Source organism: Streptomyces sp. Rer75, assembly GCF_013414305.1.
Lineage (GTDB): Bacteria > Actinomycetota > Actinomycetes > Streptomycetales > Streptomycetaceae > Streptomyces > Streptomyces himastatinicus.
On record NZ_CP058693.1, the window covers coordinates 3208141 to 3226114 of the forward strand.

The 17974-nt window shown below is 72.2% G+C and carries 16 protein-coding genes; 6 read left to right on the forward strand and 10 right to left on the reverse strand.

Annotation, left to right across the window (positions count from 1 at the left end):
- Positions 1–11 precede the first annotated feature (11 nt).
- Positions 12–1061, reverse strand: coding sequence for a polysaccharide lyase family 1 protein (locus HYQ63_RS13595; RefSeq protein ID WP_179934061.1), 1050 nt, complete (start codon positions 1059–1061; stop codon positions 12–14).
- Between the two features lie 319 nt (positions 1062–1380).
- Here HYQ63_RS13595 and HYQ63_RS13600 point away from each other — a divergent pair, with 319 nt between their 5' ends.
- Entirely contained in the window at positions 1381–2151 is a 771-nt protein-coding gene (locus HYQ63_RS13600; RefSeq protein ID WP_257231826.1) for an intradiol ring-cleavage dioxygenase, read from the forward strand.
- 124 nt (positions 2152–2275) lie between these two features.
- Here HYQ63_RS13600 and HYQ63_RS13605 read toward each other — a convergent pair whose 3' ends face one another.
- From HYQ63_RS13605 to HYQ63_RS13615, 3 genes are all read right to left on the reverse strand, one after another.
- Positions 2276–4399 carry an FUSC family protein gene (locus tag HYQ63_RS13605; protein ID WP_179934063.1) on the reverse strand — a complete coding sequence of 708 codons (2124 nt, stop codon included), beginning with the start codon at positions 4397–4399 and terminating at the stop codon, positions 2276–2278.
- A gap of 71 nt (positions 4400–4470) precedes the next feature.
- The gene (locus HYQ63_RS13610; protein WP_179934064.1) at positions 4471–5979 is read right to left on the reverse strand and encodes an alpha-N-arabinofuranosidase; all 1509 of its coding nucleotides are present in this window, start codon (positions 5977–5979) and stop codon (positions 4471–4473) included.
- Positions 5980–6087: 108 nt separating this feature from the next.
- Positions 6088–7059 carry an arabinan endo-1,5-alpha-L-arabinosidase gene (locus tag HYQ63_RS13615; protein ID WP_179934065.1) on the reverse strand — a complete coding sequence of 324 codons (972 nt, stop codon included), beginning with the start codon at positions 7057–7059 and terminating at the stop codon, positions 6088–6090.
- A gap of 141 nt (positions 7060–7200) precedes the next feature.
- Between HYQ63_RS13615 and HYQ63_RS13620 the strand changes: the two genes are divergently transcribed.
- Positions 7201–8598: a glycoside hydrolase gene (locus tag HYQ63_RS13620; RefSeq protein WP_179934066.1), complete on the forward strand. Its 1398-nt coding sequence runs from the start codon at positions 7201–7203 to the stop codon at positions 8596–8598.
- Between the two features lie 132 nt (positions 8599–8730).
- Complete coding sequence (locus HYQ63_RS13625; protein ID WP_179934067.1) at positions 8731–9864, forward strand: NAD(P)/FAD-dependent oxidoreductase; 1134 nt, start codon at positions 8731–8733, stop codon at positions 9862–9864.
- Positions 9865–9912: 48 nt separating this feature from the next.
- Here the strand turns inward: HYQ63_RS13625 and HYQ63_RS13630 are convergent, their stop codons facing one another.
- Positions 9913–10932, reverse strand: a complete 1020-nt coding sequence (locus HYQ63_RS13630; protein ID WP_179934068.1) for an NADP-dependent oxidoreductase — start codon at positions 10930–10932, stop codon at positions 9913–9915.
- A gap of 90 nt (positions 10933–11022) precedes the next feature.
- Between HYQ63_RS13630 and HYQ63_RS13635 the strand changes: the two genes are divergently transcribed.
- Positions 11023–11445, forward strand: a complete 423-nt coding sequence (locus HYQ63_RS13635; protein ID WP_179934069.1) for a MarR family winged helix-turn-helix transcriptional regulator — start codon at positions 11023–11025, stop codon at positions 11443–11445.
- A gap of 136 nt (positions 11446–11581) precedes the next feature.
- On the opposite strand, the gene HYQ63_RS13640 is transcribed toward HYQ63_RS13635, so the two are convergent.
- The 5 genes from HYQ63_RS13640 to HYQ63_RS13660 form a co-directional block, all read right to left on the reverse strand.
- Positions 11582–12064, reverse strand: a complete 483-nt coding sequence (locus HYQ63_RS13640; protein ID WP_179934070.1) for a hypothetical protein — start codon at positions 12062–12064, stop codon at positions 11582–11584.
- Positions 12065–12153: 89 nt separating this feature from the next.
- Positions 12154–13008 carry an SMP-30/gluconolactonase/LRE family protein gene (locus HYQ63_RS13645; protein ID WP_179934071.1) on the reverse strand — a complete coding sequence of 285 codons (855 nt, stop codon included), beginning with the start codon at positions 13006–13008 and terminating at the stop codon, positions 12154–12156.
- Positions 13005–13784 carry an IclR family transcriptional regulator gene (locus tag HYQ63_RS13650; RefSeq protein WP_179934072.1) on the reverse strand — a complete coding sequence of 260 codons (780 nt, stop codon included), beginning with the start codon at positions 13782–13784 and terminating at the stop codon, positions 13005–13007. Before HYQ63_RS13650 ends, HYQ63_RS13645 begins: the two co-directional genes overlap by 4 nt.
- 197 nt (positions 13785–13981) lie before the next feature.
- On the reverse strand, positions 13982–15208 hold the full coding sequence (locus HYQ63_RS13655) for a helix-turn-helix domain-containing protein (protein WP_179934073.1): 1227 nt from the start codon (positions 15206–15208) through the stop codon (positions 13982–13984).
- Positions 15209–15219: 11 nt separating this feature from the next.
- Complete coding sequence (locus HYQ63_RS13660) at positions 15220–15417, reverse strand: hypothetical protein (RefSeq protein ID WP_179934074.1); 198 nt, start codon at positions 15415–15417, stop codon at positions 15220–15222.
- A gap of 156 nt (positions 15418–15573) precedes the next feature.
- Here HYQ63_RS13660 and HYQ63_RS13665 point away from each other — a divergent pair, with 156 nt between their 5' ends.
- Together HYQ63_RS13665 and HYQ63_RS13670 are read left to right on the forward strand one after the other, a co-directional pair.
- Positions 15574–16542 carry a DUF3068 domain-containing protein gene (locus tag HYQ63_RS13665; RefSeq protein WP_179934075.1) on the forward strand — a complete coding sequence of 323 codons (969 nt, stop codon included), beginning with the start codon at positions 15574–15576 and terminating at the stop codon, positions 16540–16542.
- 218 nt (positions 16543–16760) lie between these two features.
- On the forward strand, positions 16761–17972 hold the full coding sequence (locus HYQ63_RS13670) for a glycosyltransferase family 4 protein (RefSeq protein WP_179934076.1): 1212 nt from the start codon (positions 16761–16763) through the stop codon (positions 17970–17972).
- The last annotated feature ends 2 nt before the right edge of the window (positions 17973–17974 follow it).

Consider the following 17974-nt stretch of genomic DNA (forward strand, 5'->3'; position numbering starts at 1 on the left):
GGGTGCGAAGGTCAGAGCTTGCCGGTGCCCGCTTGGGCGGTCACCGAGGCGACCACCGACGACGCCGGTTCCGCCGTGTACGCGTACGGCGGCTTGGTGAAGGTGCCGGCCTGGGAGATCTCGGTGGCGCCGCCGCCCAGGTCGTTTCCGCGGAGCACCGCGTAGCCGTCGACGTCGCTGCTCCGGCTGGTCGTCACGGCGATCTTGGTGTCGCGGAACACGTTGTTCTCCACCAGCATCTGCGCGCCCATCCGGGAGTGGACGGCGGTGTCCGCGCCCTGGACGTAGTTGTCGTAGAAGTGGCCGGTGCCGAAGCGGAGGCTGGGGATGCGGGAGTAGACGTTGCTGAACCAGTTGTGGTGGTAGGTCACCTTGAGGTGTCCGGTGTCCTCACTGGCGTTCTTGTCGCTGTGCCCGACCAGGCTGCCCTTGAAGTGGTCGGCGAACTTGTTCCAGGAGACGGTGATGTTGTCGGAGCCGTGGTTGATGTCCAGCAGGCCGTCGTAATAGTCCTTGTCGTGGTCCCGGTCGGCGGAGAACGTGTTGTGGTCGATCCACACCCTGGTGGACTCCTGGACCGTCACCCCGTCGGACGGCTTCCTCGGCTTGCTGATGGCGAGGTTGCGGATGATGACGTTCGTGGCCTCCTTCAGCCGCAGGCCCCCGCCCGTGAATCCGGAGCCCGAACCGACGCCCAGCACGGTGGTGTTGGAGCCGATGTCCACCTGGCCGGTGAGGGAGAGCAGACCGGACACCTTGACGACCTTGGCGCTGTCACCGGCGACGGCGGCCTGGAAGGCGGCGAGGGTGGTGACGGTGGTGGCGGGGGCGTTGCCGCCGCCGGTGGTGCCCGCCCCGAAGCCGATGGGGGTGGTCTCGGCGGCGGCTGCGCCCACCACGCGCGGGGCGGCGTCCGCGTCCTGCGCCGAGACCGCGGACAGGCCCCCGAGCGCGAGGGTGGCGGCCACGCCCGCGGCGATGGCCGTCAGCCGCCGCCGGTTGTGGCCGGTGCCGGGTCCGGTGGTGGTGTCCGTCGTGAAGTGGTCACCTGCGGAGTTCATGAAGGAGCCCTCTCGGTCGGAGGATCCCCACCCGGAGGGGCAATCGCTTGCGGGAGCGCACGGCAAGCACGTCGGTCACCGGGGCCGGTGGAGATCGTCAAAGGTGCGGCTCTGACGGTGGCGTAATGCGCTGCCCGGACGCGGTGTGGTCAGGACCGTCCCAGCAGACGACAGCCATCACAGAAGAAGCTAGTAAGCGCTTGTTCGTGGTGTCAACACCGCCGACTCATAAGGGAGTTGGCGATAAGAAGAGTTGACGCGCGGAGACTTTGCCGAACTGACAGGCGTCCCACAGAAATCCGGCTTACTTTCCATGCCCATGACAGACTCCCCCGCCCCCATCGGGCGACGCAGAGTACTCATCGCCGGAAGCGCCGCCGCGGCGGCCATCGGAATCGGCGCCGGAACGGCCGCCACCCGCCCCGAGGCGGCCGCCACCGGCGCCACGGACGCGGTCCCCGCCGCCAACGCGATCTGCACCCTCACCAAGCAGCTCACCGAGGGCCCGTACTACCTCGACCACGCCCTCGTCCGGGCCGACGTCAGCGAGGACAAGCAGGGCGTACCCCTGGAGCTGGTCCTCCCCGTCGTCGACAAGGACACCTGCGCACCGCTCAACAAGGCGCTCGTGGAGATCTGGTACTGCGACGCGCTCGGCGAGTACTCCGGTTTCGTCGGCAACAACGGCCACGACGAGCCGGACAACGGGAAGTTCCTGCGCGGCGGCGTGCTCACCGGCACCGACGGCGTGGCCAAGCTGAAGGGCATCTACCCCGGCTGGTACCGCGGCCGCTGCATCCACATCCACATCAAGGTGCACACGGGCGTGACCCTCACCGCCGACGGCTCGTTCACCGGCGGCAACGAGATCCACACCGGTCAGCTCTTCTTCGACGAGAAGATCACCCAGGGGGTCGCCAAGCTGACCCCGTACTCCACCAACACCGTCCCCCGCACCCCGCTCTCCTCCGACGGGATCTACGGCAACGGCGGCACCGCCGCCGGGCTGATGGCCGTGACGGCGCTGGGCAGCACCCCGTCGGCCGGATATCGCGGCACCCTCACCCTGGGCATCGACGCGGACGCCTGACCGGTAACGCCGCACGACCCACGTCCCCACGCACATCGTCCCCACACGCGTCCCCCACCGCTCAGTACCCCACACCACGCCCCGCCCGGCTCCCCCGGGCGGGGCTCGCTTTTTCGCCAGGTCGTCAACCCGGTGAAGGGCTCCTGAGGGACAGCCCGGTGGCGAAGGTGTCGACGGCCAGGGCCGTGCGCAGGCAGAGGGTCAGGGCGCGGGCCCGGGCGTGGGCGATGCCGTCCGGGGAGCGGTGATCGGTGAGGTCGGTGAGGCCGCCGCGGCGGGCCGACTCGTCGAAGGACGCCCGTACGGTGGCGGCCGGGATCGGGGCGCCGCTGTCGAGGGCGTCCGCGAGGGCGGTCAGCCGGGTATCGAAGAGGGCCGCGATCTCGGCGGCTTCCGGCACGGCGTCGGCCTCGCGGCTCGGCTGCGCGGTGTACAGCTGTGACGCGCACCGGCTGAGGTCCGCGATCGCGCGCTGGACGGCACCGATCTCGGCGGCGTTCCAGCGGGCGCGGTGGCCGCGCGGTTCGTGGCGGAGCGCGGCGACCGCGGCTTCCAGGCGCTCGCGGGTGTGACGGCTGCGGGAGCGCAGGGCGTCGATGTCCTCGTACCGCACCACGCCGGGCTCGGTCAGCCCGCCGACCAGCACGTTCAGCAGCCGTCGCTGGACGTCCGTCCACGCGGCGACCAGGGAGGACAGCCGGTCGTGGTGGTAGGTGGGGAGGACGAGGAAGACGAGGAGCCCGATCATCGCGCCGAGGAGGGTGTCCGCGGGACGGCCCCAGGCGATGAGGTCGGGGGCCTTGCCCAGGCGGGCGATGAGGACGACGAGCCAGGCGGTGATGAAGAAGTTCAGCACCAACTGGCCGACGCGCAGGGTGAGGAAGACGCACGCGGCGAGCACCACCGCGGCGACGACCAGCCGGTCCGGCGTCCACCAGGCGGGCAGCAGGGCGGCCCAGGCGGCGAGGCCGCCGAGGATCGAGCCGAGGGGGCGGGCCCAGCCGCGGGCGAAGGTGTGTCCGTAGTCGGGGAACAGCACCAGCATGGTGGTGAGCGCCGCCCAGAAGCCGTGCCCGGGCAGGCCGTGGCCCCAGAAGTCGCCGAGGGCGCGGCCCGCCGCCTCGCCCGCCGTGGTGCCGACGGCGACGCGGAGGGCGTGCGGGAACAGCGGGTCGCCGGGGCGCGCCGCCGACCCCAGCCGCCGGAGGGCGGCGCGGGCGGGATGTTCGGCGGGGAACAGGGCCAGGACGGGGTCCGGGCCGCCGGGCTGCCCCCGGTCGGCCCAGAGGGCGACGAGCCGCCCGGCCTCGTCCAGTGACGGCAGCAGCTCCTCGGCCACCGGGCCGCGCCAGGTCTCCAGCGTCCGCCCGACGTGCGGTGCGAGGGGCTCCCGGCGGGAGCTGCGCAGGGCGCGCGCCACGGAGTCGAGCGCTTCGGCGATCTCCGCGTGGGGCGCCTTCGGGGTGTCGGCCGCGAGCAGCAGGGCGCGCCGGATGCGTTCGGCCTCGACGAGCAGTCCGTAGAGCGGTGCCGCGCCGGGGCGGGCGAAGCGCGGCAGCAGATCGAGCGCCCTGCGGGCGGCGGTGAAGGGCGCCGGGGCGGGGTGGCCGACGGTCCCCTCGGTCTCAGTACGCGCGTACGCCGCCAGCGAGGCGTAGAGCGCGGCGAGCGCCTTGCGCTGCGCGGGGTGGCGCCGCCCGTACGGGGGCAGCAGCTGGGCGGCGAGCGTCAGGGCGGCGCCCGTGGCCATCCAGCGCACCATCACCAGCCCCGCCTCGACCGTGGCGGCGAGATCGGCGGTGATCATGCAGCCGATGACGACGAGGCAGGCGCGGATGCCGGGCGCCACGCCCAGCGCCCGCCACAGACCGGCCAGGTACGCGAGGACCGCGAGGGCGATCAGGAAGTACCAGCCGACCTGGTGCAGCCAGACCCCGGCGAGGGCGGCGAGCGAGAAGCCCGCGCCGAGCCAGAACGCGTTCACCGCCCGGTGCCGGACCGGCGCCAGCAGGGTGCCGATGCCGCAGATGAAGGCGCCCACGGACATCATGACCCAGGCCAGCGGATCGCCGGTCAGCCCGCCGAACACCGCCGCGGCGATGACCGCCAGGACCGCCCGTACGATCGCGCCGGGCTCCGAGAGAACGCGTTCCATGGTCAGTGCGGCCCGGAAGCTACGACCGACCGCCGATGGCCACCCCCGTACCTTGCCCTGTGCCTCGTTCCGTTGCGCGTGCACCGTACTCATATAAGTGCACTATACAAATTCTTTCCCGCTCACCCCAAACGGATCACCCCAAACGGATCACCCCACCCGGATCACCCCAGCCGGATCACGTTCCAGGACATCGGCTCCAGCGTGGCGGTCAGCACCCCGTCCGCGAGCGCCGTGCCCTCACCCGGGTGCGGGGTGACGCGCTCGGGGTCGGCCAGGGTGTTGCGGGCCTCCGGGTCGGCGTCGGCGAGGACGCTGTGCTCGACGACCCGGGCGGGCGCCATCCCGTGCAGCGCCACCTCCAGCGGGAGCGGCCGGTGCTGGTCGCGGTTGACGGCGAAGACGGTGACCGCGCCGGTCTCCTCGTTCCGCACGGCCGTGGCGTGCAGCAGCGGCACCTCGCCGTACCTCGCCGTCTCGTGCGCGGGGCTGTCGACGGCGACCTGGAGCACCCGGCCGCGGCCGTACGCCGACGCCTGGGCGAAGGGGAAGAAGGTGGTCTGGCGCCAGGCCGGGCCGCCCGGTTCGGTCATGATCGGGGCGATGACGTTGACGAGTTGGGCGAGGCAGGCGACCGTCACCCGGTCGGCGTGGCGCAGCAGCGCGATGAGGAGCGAGCCGAAGACGACGGCGTCGGTGACGGAGTAGTTGTCCTCCAGCAGCCGCGGCGCCTCGTCCCAGTTGGGCGGCTCGGCGGCGTGGAAGCGGGCCTGGTACCAGACGTTCCACTCGTCGAAGGAGAGGTTGATCTTCTTCTTCGACTTCAGCCGGGCGCCCACGTGGTCGCAGGTCGCGATCACGTTCTCGATGAAGGACTCCATGTCGACGGCGGAGGCGAGGAAGGAGTCGCGGTCGCCGTCGCGCTCCTCGTAGTAGGCGTGCAGGGAGATGTAGTCGACCAGGTCGTAGGCGTGCTGGAGGACCGTGGCCTCCCAGGCGGCGAACGTCGCCATGCCCTGGTTGGAGCTGCCGCAGGCGACGAGTTCGACGTCCGGGTCGATCTGCCGCATGGCGCGGGCGGTCTCGGCGGCGAGCCGTCCGTACTCCTCCGCGGTCTTGTGGCCGGTCTGCCAGGGGCCGTCCATCTCGTTGCCCAGACACCACAGCCGGATGCCGTACGGCTCCTTGTCGCCGTGGCCGACGCGGCGGTCGGACAGGGCGGTGCCGGAGGGGTGGTTGGCGTACTCCTGGAGCTCCAGGGCCTCGGCGACGCCGCGCGTGCCGAGGTTGAGCGCCATCATGGGCTCGCCGCCGACCTTGCGGACGAAGTCGATGTACTCGGAGAGCCCGAAGCGGTTGGTCTCGGTCGAGCGCCAGGCGAGGTCGAGGCGGCGGGGGCGCTCCTCGGCGGGGCCGGTGCCGTCCTCCCACTTGTAGCCGGAGACGAAGTTGCCGCCGGGGTAGCGGAGGGCGGTGACCCCGAGTTCACGGATCAGATCGAGGACGTCGGTGCGCAGCCCGGCCTCGTCGGCGGCGGGGTGGCCGGGCTCGTAGATCCCGGTGTAGACGCAGCGGCCGAGGTGTTCGACGAACGAGCCGAAGAGACGGGCGTCGACCTCGCCGACGGCGAAGGCGGGGTCGAGGGTGAACCGGGCGGGGGCGGTCGACTGCATGGCGGCGCCTCTCTGCTGTTCTGTTCGATATGCCGGATAGGGGTCGCATATCCGAACGTGACGGTAAGAGCTGGCCGCCTGCGCGTCAACGGCTCCCGCCCGCGCGCATCAGTACGCGGTCGGCCAGCCGCCGCTCCAGCTCAGCAGGTTGACGCCGAGCTTGGCGGTGCCGCCCGCCTGGCCGTCGTAGTAGTGGTAGACGAGCAGGTCACCGTCGCTGTCGCTCATGATCGACTGCCCGCCGGGGCCGATGTAGCGGCCGTGGGACTCCAGGACCGGGGAGCCGCCGTTGTTCATCATGGCCACCCCGTTCTTGTCGTAGTACGGGCCGGTGGGCTGGGTGGCGCGGCCGACCTTGATCTTGTACGTGGAGCTGGTGCCCGCGCAGCAGGTGTCGTAGGACGCGAACAAGTAGTAGTACCCGTTGCGCTTGATGACGGACGGCCCCTCGACCGCCTTGGTGCCGGTGGGCCGTGAGGCGATGCCGTAGACCGTCTTGTCGCCCGCGTACTGCTTGCCGGTGGCGGGGTCGAGGCGGATCATCTTCAGCCCCGACCACCACGAGCCGAAGGACAGCCACCACTTCCCGTCGCCGTCCACGAAGAGGTTGGGGTCGATGGCGTTGTAGTTGCTGCTGCCGGTGGTGGAGTGGACGATGCCGTAGTCGGTCCAGGTGCCCGCCTTGCCGCTGGGCGAGGTGGCGAAGCCGATGGCGGAGGTGCTGGAGCCGAAGGACGAGACCGCGTAGTACATCAGGTACTTGCCGCCGTGGTACGAGATGTCCGGAGCCCAGGGATCGTTGGCGGAGGAGTACGTCTTCCACCAGGACGGCGGGGAGTTGAAGGCGTTCCCGGAGCGGCTGAACGCGATCCGGTCGGTGGAGGTGCGGGCCTCCAGCCCGCCGTGGGTGGAGTAGAGCAGATACGTGCCGTCGGCGGCGCGGAGCATCGTCGGGTCGTGGACGGTGATGTCACCCGTCACCCGGCCCGGGTTCGGGTAGGCGGAGGCGCTGGTCGGGAGCAGGGCGAGCAGGAGTGCGGCGGGCAGGGCGAGCCATCTGGTGCGGTGACGCGTTGTCATGCGGCGTTTCTCCTCTCGTGCGTGGGGGGGACCGTGCTGGGCGTGCGCTCTCTCTTGACCGGGCTGGGGGCCGCCTCTAGCGTGCGGCCGACGTTACGGAAACGTTCCGGAAGTTTTCGGAGCCTGGGAAGGGAAGTTTTCGTGATCAAGACGGTCCGTACCGCTCTCGTCGGCGCAGTCGCCGCCGCCCTGATCCCTCTGGCCATGCCGTCCGCCGCCGCTGAGCAACCTTCCACCCCCGGCGCGGATTTCGGAAGACCTCTCCAGCCGATCGATGGCTTCGGTTTCTCGGAAGCCTTCCAGCGCGCCGATCTGATGCGGGGCGCGGGCGGGCTCACCCCCGAGCACCGGCGGGAGGTGCTGGATCTGCTGCTGAACCGGCGCACCGGCGCGGGGCTCAGCATCCTGCGGCTCGGCATCGGCTCGTCCTCGGACGAGGTCTACGACCACATGAAGTCCATCCAGCCCACCGACCCGGGCGGCCCGGACGCCCCGCCGCGTTATCAGTGGGACGGCAAGGACGGCGGCCAAGTGTGGCTGGCCAAGGAGGCGAAACGGTACGGCGTGCAGCGCTTCTACGCCGACGCCTGGAGCGCGCCCGGCTACATGAAGACCAACGGGACGGACGCGAACGGCGGCACCCTGAAGCCGGAGTGGCGGCGCGCCTACGCCAACTACCTCGTGCAGTACGCGAAGTTCTACCGCCAGGAAGGCATCCGGATCACCGACCTCGGCTTCACCAACGAGCCGGATCTCGCCACGTCCTACGCCTCCATGCAGTTCACGCCCAAGGAGGCGGCCGAGACCGTGAAGGCCATCGGCCCGGCGGTCCGGCGCGCCGGGATCGACCTGGTGTGCTGCGACGCCGCCGGATGGGACCAGCAGGCCGAGTACAGTGCGGCGATCGAGGCGGACCCGGAGGCGTCACGGTACGTGGGCGTGCACACCGGCCATCCGTACGTCACGCCCTCCGACCAGCCGCTGCCGACGACGCGGCGCACCTGGATGTCCGAGTGGAGCCCCAACGGCACGACGTGGAACGAGGCGTGGGACGACGGCAGCGGCTACGACGGCCTCGCCGTCGCCGAGGCGATCCACACGACGCTCGCGGACGCGCGGGCGAGCGCGTACGTGTACTGGTTCGGCGCCTCGGTGGGGGCGACGCGGGGGCTGATCCAGCTCGACGGCGCGGACTACCACGTCTCGAAGCGGCTCTGGGCACTCGCCGCGTACAGCCGCTTCGTACGCCCCGGGGCGGTGCGGGTGGCGGCGTCGGCCGGGGCGGCCGCGGCGGACGGCGTGAAGGTGACGGCCTTCCGGAACCGGGACGGGGGACGGGTGCTGGAGATCCTGAACACGGGCCGGGAGGCGGTCCGTACGGACTTCGCGGTGAGCGGCGGACGCGGTGGCGTACGCGGCGAGGTGTACCGCACCGACGAGACGCACTCGCTGAGCCGGGTCGGCCGGGCCGTGGTGCGGGGCGGCACGCTGGATGTGGACCTTCCGCCGCGCTCGCTGACGACGGTGGTCCTGCCGTAGGGGGTGTCCTGGTGTCGGGCATATATCGGCGGCCGGCGACCGGTGTCGGCGGCTTGTCGGCGGGGCCTGGGACGTTTCCGGTGATCCCGCCGGGCGCCCGCCCGGCAGCAGTGCGACACGCAAGGACTCACCATGACCCCTCATGTCACGATCATCGGCGCCGGGCTCGGCGGACTGACCCTCGCCCGGGTCCTGCACGTCCACGGCATCCCGGCCACGGTCTACGAGGCGGAGACCTCCCCGACGGAGCGCGCGCAGGGCGGGATGCTCGACATCCACGACTACAATGGGCAACTGGCCGTGCAGGCGGCGGGCTTGATGGACGAGTTCCGCAGCCTCATCCTGGAGGGCCGTCAGGCGATGCGGATCCTCGACCGGGACGGAACCGTCCTGTTCGACGCACCCGACGACGGCACCGGGGGACGACCCGAGGTGCAGCGCGGCGAGCTGCGGCAGATCCTGCTCGACTCGCTCCCGGCCGGCACCGTCCGGTGGGGGCACAAGGTCAGCCGTACCCGTGCCCTCGGTGAGGGCCGCCACGAGGTGGCCTTCGCCGACGGCACCACCGTCGTCACGAGCCTGCTGGTCGGCGCGGACGGCGCGTGGTCACGGGTCCGCCCGCTGCTCTCCGCCGCCACGCCCGCGTACACGGGCAGGTCGTTCGTCGAGACCTACCTGTTCGACAGCGACACCCGCCACCCGGCCGCCGCGAAGGCGGTCGGCGGCGGGTCGATGCTCGCGCTCGCGCCGGGCAAGGGGATCCAGACCCACCGGGAGAGGGGCGACACCCTGCACACCTACGTGGCCCTCACCGAGCCGCGGGACTGGTTCGCCGCCACCGACTTCACCGACGCCGCCGCGGCCGCCGCGCGGATCGCCGAGCAGTTCGACGGCTGGGCGCCGGAGCTGACCTCGCTGATCACCGACAGCGACACCGCGCCGGTCCTGCGCCCGCTCTACGCCCTGCCGATCGGGCACCGGTGGGATCGGGTGCCGGGCGTGACCCTGCTCGGCGACGCCGCGCACCTCTCGGTCCCGAACGGCGAGGGCGCCAACCTGGCCCTGTACGACGGTGCCGAACTCGGCAAGGCCATCGCCGCCCACCCGGACGACGTCGAAACCGCCCTCACCGAGTACGAGCAGGCCATGTTCCCCCGCGGCGCCGAAGCCGCCTCCGACGGCACCCGACTCCACGAGTACCTCTTCGGCGACGACGCACCCCATGGCCTGGTCACCGCGTTCACCGACGCCGAGCAGACCCCATGAGCGCCAGTCGTCCGAGTCGTCTCAGTCGTCTCGGTCGTCTCAGTCGCCTCAGTCGTCGAGGGCGACGATCATCTTGCCGATGTTCTCGCCGCGGAGCATGCCGAGGAAGGCCTCCACCGCGTTGTCCACGCCCTTGACGACGGTCTCGCGGTAGCGCAGCTTGCCCTCCCGCACCCAGGCGCCGACCTCCTCGAAGAACTGCGGCTGGAGGTGGTTGTGGTCGTTGACCAGCATGCCCTGCATGCGCAGCCGCTTGCCGATGAACAGCGCCATGTTGCGGGGGGCGGCGGGCGGCTCGGTCTCGTTGTAAATCGAGATCATGCCGCAGGTGGCGATGCGGCCGTGCACCTTGAGGCTGCTGAGGGCCGCTTCGAGGTGCTCGCCGCCGACGTTGTCGAAGTAGACGTCGATGCCGTCGGGGGCGGCCTCCTTCAGCTGCTCGGCGACCGGGCCGTTCTTGTAGTTGAACGCCGCGTCGAAACCGTACTCGTCGATCAGCAGCCGCACCTTCTCGTCCGAGCCCGCGCTGCCGATGACCCGCGAGGCGCCCTTGAGCTTGGCGATCTGGCCGACCTCACTGCCGACCGCGCCCGCCGCGCCGGAGACGAACACCGCGTCGCCCTCCTTGAACGACGCGACCTCCAGCAGCCCCGCGTAGGCGGTGAGGCCCGTCATCCCGAGCACCCCGAGGTACGTGGTGAGCGGGGCGACCTCCGGGTCCACCGTCACCGCGCGCTTGCCGTCCACCACCGCGTACTCGCGCCAGCCGCCGAAGTGCAGGACGTGGTCGCCGACCGCGATGCCGTCCGCGTTCGAGGCGATCACCGTGCCGACCGCGCCGCCCTCCATCGGCTGGTCCAGCTGGAACGGCGGTACGTACGACTTCACGTCGTTCATCCGCCCGCGCATGTACGGGTCCACCGACATGTACAGGTTGCGGACCAGCACCTGGCCCGGGCCCGGCTCGGCCACCGGGGCCTCGCCCAGCGCGAAGTCCTCCGGCTTCGGCCAGCCCTGGGGGCGGGCGACGAGGTGCCATTCACGGCCGGTGGCGGGGATCGCGGACATGGGGGTGCCTCCTCATACTTACTTCACTACCTGAAACAATCATGGGCCTGGATATTTCATGTTGTCAAGTAAACGGGTAGCCTGAGGGGCATGACGTCCCGCATCGACCCGCTGACCCTCGAGGTCGTCGAGCTCATCGGCACCATCGTGGCCCGCTATCACGAGGAGTACGAGGAAGCCGCCGCCAAGCACGCCCTCACCGGCGCCCAGGCCCGCGTCCTGGGCCTGCTCTCCCGGGGGCCGACGCCGATGCGGCGGATAGCGCAGCAGCTCAAGTGCGAGCCGTCGAACGTCACCGGGATCGTGGACCGCCTGGAGTCCCGCGGGCTCGCCGAGCGCCGCCTCGACCCCGCCGACCGGCGCGTCAAGCTCGCCGCCGCGACGGAGACGGGCCGCCAGACCGCCGAGCGGCTGCGCGGCTCGCTGGACTTCGCGCGGGAGCCGCTGGCCGGGTTGTCGGCGGATGAGCGCACGGTGCTGCGGGACCTGCTGCAACGGATGCTGGGCGCGTAGCCGTCCCCGCACCGGGGGCTCCGCCCCCGCACCCCCGCCGGGGCTCCGTCCCCGCACCCCGCTCCTCAAACGCCGGAGGAGCTGGGTGAGTCGCCCGGAGGGGCTGGATGGCCGGGCCGCACACAGCCGCGAAAGCTCAGGCGCACCACCACAGGAAACGGGTGCATGTCGGGGACGGGGTGGGAGTGGGGGTTGGGGCCGCCTGGGACGGCGGGGGTGTGTGCGTCGTGGGGGCCGGGGCGGGGGCCCGGGTTGTTCCCGGGGACCGGGGCGGCTTGGTCGGGGCGTCGGACGGGGGCGCGTCGTCCCCGCTCGGGGTGGGGTCGTGGGCAGCCTGCTCGGATGGGGTGGCCGCCCTCGTACCTCCCGGCTCGGCGGAATTCGTACGGCCCGCCACCGGACGCTCCGACTCCTCCGGCCGCTCAGGCCGCTCCGGGGACGGCTTCGGCGCCGGTGCGCGCCAGTACCCCTCGGTGGCCAGTTCCGCCACGAAGACCGCGGCCAGGACGGGGCCCAGCACCGAAGCCAGGATCAGCACCCGCCGCCCCCGCCCCCGGCGGGCGCGGCGGCCGCGGCGGCGGGGCTTTCGGCTTCGGTGGGACGTGTGCGCGTCGTTCATTTCGCCCGGCAGGTTATGTGACCTGCACACGGCGTGGGAGCGGGAAGGGTGAGGATCCTGTGGGGAGAGCCGTCGGCCCGGCGCGCCGCTCAGCCCGCGAAGGCGGGCTGCGCCAGCCCCCGCCCCGCGTCCGCGATGACCAGCACCGACCCCGCCAGCGGCGGGGCCGCGGCGCCGAGGCCGACCCGGGCCGAGGACACGTACAGATCGCTCAGCCCGGCCCCGCCGAAGGCACACGCGGTGGGGCGGGGGAAGGGCAGCCGGATCACCCGATCGAGTGTGCCGTCAGGGGTGTAGCGGCGGATCGCGGCGCCGTCCCAGAGGGCGACCCATACACACCCGTCGGCGTCCACGCACAGCCCGTCCGGGAAGCCCGCGCCGTCCTCGATGTGGGCGAGGGGGCGGCGGCCGGTGACGCCCTCCCCCGTCACGTCGAAGACGTCGATACGCCGGGTCGGGGAGTCGACGTAGTACATGAGGCGGCCGTCCGGGCTCCAGCCGGTGCCGTTGCTGACCGCCACGTCCGGCAGGATCTCCGCCGCGGAGCCGTCGGCGCCGATGCGGGACAGCGTGCCGCCGCCCGCCGCCTCGTCGTAGCGCATGGTGCCCGCCCACAGCGAACCGTCCGGGGCGACGGCCGCGTCGTTGCCGCGGCGGCCGGGGACGAGGTTGCGGACCAGCCAGCGGAAGCCCTCAGCGGAGTCGTACAGCCCGACACCGTCGCGCAGGTTGACCACCAGCCCGCCGCCGGCCCGCGGCTTCGCCGCGCCGACGTGCTGCTCGGTGGCCAGGGTGGTGCTCCGGCCGGTGGCCGGGTCGTAGGTGTGGACGCGGGCGGAGAGGATGTCCACCCAGATCAGCCGCCCGGCCGTCGCGTCCCAGGTGGGGCCCTCGCCCAGCTCGGCGGTCGCCCGGACCGCCACGTCCCATCCCTGCCGGGTCATAGGCCGCGTCCCCTCCGGTGTCCCAGGCGGACGGACAGCTCGCCCGCGCCCTTGGCCGCCAGTTCCTCCAGCTCCGCCCGGCGCTCCTCGCTCCAGCGGATCGTCGGCACCGAGATGGACAGCGCCGCCACCACCTTGCCCGCCGAATCCCGCACCGGCGCGGCCACGCAGCTCACATCGGGGTTGGACTCCTGCCGCTCGACCGCGATGCCGCGCTCCCGCACGGCGGCCAGGTGGCGGTGCAGCTCGGCCGCGGAGGTGATGCTGTTGTCCGTCATGGCGACCAGCGGCCGGTCCTCGGGGAACCGGGCGGTCAGCTCGTCCTCCGGGAGGGAGGCGAGCAGCATCTTGCCGACCGAGGTGCAGTGGGCGGGCAGCCTGCGGCCCGCGGCGGAGACCATGCGCACGGCGTGGGTGGAGTCGACCTTGGCGATGTAGATGACGTCCGTGCCCTCCAGAATGGCGACATGGACGGTCTCGTCACAGGTCTCGGCGACGCTCCGGGCCACCTGCTGGCCCTCGGCGGCCAGGTCGAGCTGTTCCGCGTACCGGCTGCCGAGCTGGTACGGGCGCACGCCGAGCCGGTAGCGTCCGGGCTGGTCGGGCACGTGGACCAGATAGGAGCGGGCGGCCAGAGTGGTCACCAGCTCATGGACGGTGGTCCGGGGCAGTCCGAGGCGGCGGGTGATCTCGGGGGCGGAGAGCGTACCGTCGCCGTCGAGGAACAGTTCGAGAATGTCCAGAGCCCGGGTCACCGCGGGCACGAGGCGTCCCATGTGGTTCGCCCACCCCTTCTGGTCCAGATGGCAAGTGTTCGAGATCCCGGCCGGTGGCCGGTATCGCGAACACAGGTTACGCGCAGGCCACTTCTCCCGGCAATGGCCGGGCAAAGACCCTGAGGTCCATGACGATACGGGGGTGCCGCGAGGTGCCGCGCCAGGCGTCGGGAGCCCGGCATGATCGACAAGCCCCCCTACGGCGCGGGCGGCAGCAGATCGCTGCGGAGCCGCTGCGCCCGCAGCACCAGCTCCAGTTCGAAGCGGCGGTCCGGATCCTCGACCTCGTCGCCCCACAGCTCCCTGATCTGCCGGAGCCGATAGCGCACGGTCTGCGGATGCACCCCCAGCCGGTCCGCGATCTCCGGCGCCCCGCCCCGCGTCTCCAGCCACGCCAGCAGCGTCTCGGCGAGGCGGCGCCCCTGGGCGGGCCCGCATCCGGCGAGCGGGGCGAGACGGCGGCGGGCCAGGGCGTCGATCAGCTCCTCCGGGGGCAGCAGCACCAGCGCCTCGGTGTGCTCGGTGCAGTGCAGCACCTCCCCGGCGGGCAGCAGCCCCCGCTCCATGAGCCGGACCGCGGCCTCCGCCCAGCGCAGCGACTTGGCGGCCTCGGCGAGCGGTACGGGCGGTCCGACCGCGCCCGACCACCCGGCGGTGGCGCGGCGCAGCAGCTCGGGGCGGCCCGCCTCCTCGGGGTCGGGGAGCACCATGCGCGGCTGTTCGCACTCCATGTCGAGGAGGACGTCCCGGCCCACGGCGGGGGCCAGCGCCTCGCGCGCGGGGCGCAGCAGTACGGCGACGGCGACCCGCTCGGGCAGCGGCCAGCCGATGCGGGCCGCCCGCTCGGCGAGGGCGTCGGCGTCGGCGGGGCTCTTGCGGGGGCGTTCGGTGAGGAGGAGGTCGAGCAGCCGCCGCTGGAGCCGCAGCCGCTCCCCCGCCTGGCGCGCGGCGGCCTCGGCGTACCCGCGCATGGACTCGGCGACCAGCCCGTCCAGGTACTCGAAGCCGGACTCGGCGAGTTCGTACATGGCGGGCGCGGGGATCTCGACCTGCTGGCCGATCTCGGCGAGGCGGCGCCAGGCGAGCCGTACGCCGAGCCGGTACATGGCCTGGAGGGAGTCGAGGCTGCGGCCGTGCTGCACCTGGCCGCGGCCGAACTCCTGGAAGACCTCGGGGTGTTCACGGGGGCCGCCGGAGCCGTCGGACACGTACTGGACGAAGTGTTCGAGGGCGCGCCGGATGCCCACCAGCGCCACCGGCTCGCCACTTTCGTCCGGGACGATGACCAGGTTGGGGTATTCGCGGCGGATCTCGCGGAAGATGTCCTCGGCGAGGACCGGCACCTCGTCCAGGGCGAGCCGGGCGAAGTGGCGCACCCGCGACCGGGGCACCTCCCGCCAGGCCGAACGTAACGGCGACGCCATCCCCGGAGCCCTTATCGCTTCCCCGCCGGGGTCGCGGTGGCGCCGGCATCGGTGTCGGAGGAGGCGCCCGAGGACGTCGGGAAGGTGACGAGGGGGACGTTCGGCTGCTCGGGCGTGACGCCCAGCAGGGCGACGATGCCGAGCGCCGCGCCGACCGCGAGGGCGGCGGAGAGGACGCAGGTCACGGCGGCGGCAAGCAGTCTGGGCATGGCGCGGTGAGCCCCTTCCGTATGGCGTGCGCACCGGCCCGGTCCGGCAACTCACCAGCATGGAAGGAGGATTGACACTCCGTCAACCCTGCGCTTACGGTCCCGGCCCTAAGACTCGCCGGTAATATCCGGCCGCATCGAGACGGAGTGCCTGCCATGCGCCGCTCGGTATCACCCACTTCATCCGTTTTCTGGCCGCTGTCGCTGGTCCCGCTCGGGCTCGGCGTCTTCCTCCTCGTCCTCGCGCCCCTGCTGGCCTGGTACGTCGAACCGCGGGCGAAACGCACACCCATCGACACCGACGTGACCACGGTGTTCACCGGCCCGGGCAGCTACTTCGACACAGGCGACGTCAAGGAGGTGCGGGACCAGCGGCTGACCATCACCCGCCGGGTGCTCGGCGACGTCCACGACAGCGACCGCACGGGGCGCGCCGTCTGGGACGTGTCGACGACGGTCGACACCCCGCGCACCCTGCGGCTGCGGGATCCGCGCCGGGCCTTCCAGTGGAAGACCGAGCGCTGGGTCACCGACCGCCGCACCAACGAGCCGGTGCACTGCTGCGGCGAGTCGCCGGGGCCCTTCCAGGGGGACGCCTACCTGAAGTTCCCGTTCGATGTGAAGAAGAAGACGTACCGCTGGTGGGACAGCACGCTGGGCGACACCGTCCCGCTCCGCTTCGCCGGTACCGCGAAGATCCAGGGGTACGAGGGCTACCGCTTCACCGGCACCGTGCGGCCCACCCGCACCGGCACCCGCCAGGTGCCCGGGCGGCTGGTCGGGCGGGGCAAGCAGGGCCAGGTGCAGGCCGAGGAGTGGTACGCCAACACCGGCATCGAGCTGGTGGCCGACCGCCGCACCGGCCGGATCATCTACGCCGGGATCTCGCCCAAGGTCACCCTGCGCGCGCCCGGTGGCAACCGGGACCGGGTGACACTGCTGCGCGGCGAGGGGCTGGCGTTCACCGAGGCCACCCAGCGCGGCCAGGTGAAGCTGGCCAGGGACGACAACCGCAGGCTGAAGCTGGTCGGCGAGACGGCACCGCTGGCCGCGGGGATCGCCGGGGCGGTGCTGACGGTGGCGGGAGCGGTGCTGGTGGTGCGGGGGAGGCGCCGTGTGGAGTGATACTGCGCGATGTGATGAAGCGTCAGCGGACGGGGGCGGGCAATTTGTCACGCCGGTGAGTAGCCGGGGCGAACGAGGAAGCGAAAACTGACCACCCCACGAGCATCACCCCATCGCACACCCCCGGTTCGGCACGTCTCCCCCCTCGCAGTCTTCCTACGAAGCCGCAGTCTTCCCACGAAGTCTCCGCACCCTGAGACGAGTTGGAGCACCTTGCCATGCCCCAGCACGTACGAACATTCCCCACGGCCCCGAACACCACCGCCGTGTCCGAAGCCACGACGCCGGACCCGCGCCGGATCGTCTTCCTCGCCCGCCGCGACCTCGGCAATCCGGCGGCCGGCGGCTCCGAGCTGCTGGTGGACCGGATCGCCGAGGGGCTGACCGCCCACGGCCACCAGGTCACCCTGGTGTGCGGCGGTCCCGCCGGCACCCGCGGCTACCAGGTGGTGTCCGCGGGCGGCCACGGGCGCGCCCTCGGCGAACTGGGCCACTTCCTGCGCACCCCGCACACCCTCGCCCACCGGGTCGGCCCCTGCGATCTGCTGGTCGAGGTGTGCAACGGGCTGCCCTACCTGGCCCCGCTCTGGCATCGCGGCCCCACCCTGTGCCTGGTCAACCACGTCCACACCGATCTGTGGAAACTGCGCTTCCGGGGACCGGCCGCCCGGCTCGGCAGGCGCCTCGAACACTGGGCGCTCGCCGGCACCCACCGCGGCAACCTCATGGTGGCCGTCTCCGACTCCACCGCAGCCGCGCTGCGTTCCCTGGGCGTCGACCGGACACTGATCCGGGTGGTGCACAACGGGGTCGAGGAACCGGGCCCCCTGCTGCCCGCCTCCCGTGAGCCGCTGTTCCTCGCGATGGGGCGGCTGGTCGAGTACAAGCGCGTCGACCTGCTGCTGCGGCTGTGGGAGCGGGTGCGCCCGGTCACCGGCGGGCGGCTCGTCATCGTCGGCGACGGCCCCGAACGGGCCCGGCTGGAGGCGATGGCCGGGCCCGGTGTCACCTTCACCGGCCATGTCACCGAGGAGGAGAAGCACCGGCTGCTGTGCCAGGCGTGGCTGCTGCTGCACCCCTCCCTGATCGAAGGGTGGGGCCTGGTGGTGATGGAGGCGGCCACCCGCGGCACACCGACGCTCGGCTTCGACATCCCCGGGCTGCGCGACTCCGTCGACGACGGGGTGACGGGCGTCCTGGCGCGTGGCGAGAGCTCGTTCGCCGCCGCCTGGTGTGCGCTCGCGCTCGGCCCGGAGCGGCGCGAGGCGCTGGGCCGGGCGGCGCGGCTGCGCGCGGAGCGGTTCCGGTGGAGCGCGACGGTACGGGGCTTCCGGGCCGTCGCCGCCGAGGCGTATCTGTCGGCGCCGCAGCTACCGGGTCCACCTGTCCCGCCCGTCCCGTTGTCGTCGTCGCTCAGACCCTGGGGGTGAGC

Excerpts from the sequence above, each read along its gene's own strand:
- HYQ63_RS13595 (WP_179934061.1), bottom strand. The coding sequence starts at position 1,061 with ATGAACTCCGCAGGTGACCACTTCACGACGGACACCACCACCGGACCC.
- HYQ63_RS13600 (WP_257231826.1), top strand. The coding sequence starts at position 1,381 with ATGACAGACTCCCCCGCCCCCATCGGGCGACGCAGAGTACTCATCGCC.
- HYQ63_RS13605 (WP_179934063.1), bottom strand. The coding sequence starts at position 4,399 with ATGAGTACGGTGCACGCGCAACGGAACGAGGCACAGGGCAAGGTACGG.
- HYQ63_RS13610 (WP_179934064.1), bottom strand. The coding sequence starts at position 5,979 with ATGCAGTCGACCGCCCCCGCCCGGTTCACCCTCGACCCCGCCTTCGCC.
- HYQ63_RS13615 (WP_179934065.1), bottom strand. The coding sequence starts at position 7,059 with ATGACAACGCGTCACCGCACCAGATGGCTCGCCCTGCCCGCCGCACTC.
- HYQ63_RS13625 (WP_179934067.1), top strand. The coding sequence starts at position 8,731 with ATGACCCCTCATGTCACGATCATCGGCGCCGGGCTCGGCGGACTGACC.
- HYQ63_RS13630 (WP_179934068.1), bottom strand. The coding sequence starts at position 10,932 with ATGTCCGCGATCCCCGCCACCGGCCGTGAATGGCACCTCGTCGCCCGC.
- HYQ63_RS13635 (WP_179934069.1), top strand. The coding sequence starts at position 11,023 with ATGACGTCCCGCATCGACCCGCTGACCCTCGAGGTCGTCGAGCTCATC.
- HYQ63_RS13640 (WP_179934070.1), bottom strand. The coding sequence starts at position 12,064 with ATGAACGACGCGCACACGTCCCACCGAAGCCGAAAGCCCCGCCGCCGC.
- HYQ63_RS13645 (WP_179934071.1), bottom strand. The coding sequence starts at position 13,008 with ATGACCCGGCAGGGATGGGACGTGGCGGTCCGGGCGACCGCCGAGCTG.
- HYQ63_RS13650 (WP_179934072.1), bottom strand. The coding sequence starts at position 13,784 with ATGGGACGCCTCGTGCCCGCGGTGACCCGGGCTCTGGACATTCTCGAA.
- HYQ63_RS13655 (WP_179934073.1), bottom strand. The coding sequence starts at position 15,208 with ATGGCGTCGCCGTTACGTTCGGCCTGGCGGGAGGTGCCCCGGTCGCGG.
- HYQ63_RS13660 (WP_179934074.1), bottom strand. The coding sequence starts at position 15,417 with ATGCCCAGACTGCTTGCCGCCGCCGTGACCTGCGTCCTCTCCGCCGCC.
- HYQ63_RS13665 (WP_179934075.1), top strand. The coding sequence starts at position 15,574 with ATGCGCCGCTCGGTATCACCCACTTCATCCGTTTTCTGGCCGCTGTCG.
- HYQ63_RS13670 (WP_179934076.1), top strand. The coding sequence starts at position 16,761 with ATGCCCCAGCACGTACGAACATTCCCCACGGCCCCGAACACCACCGCC.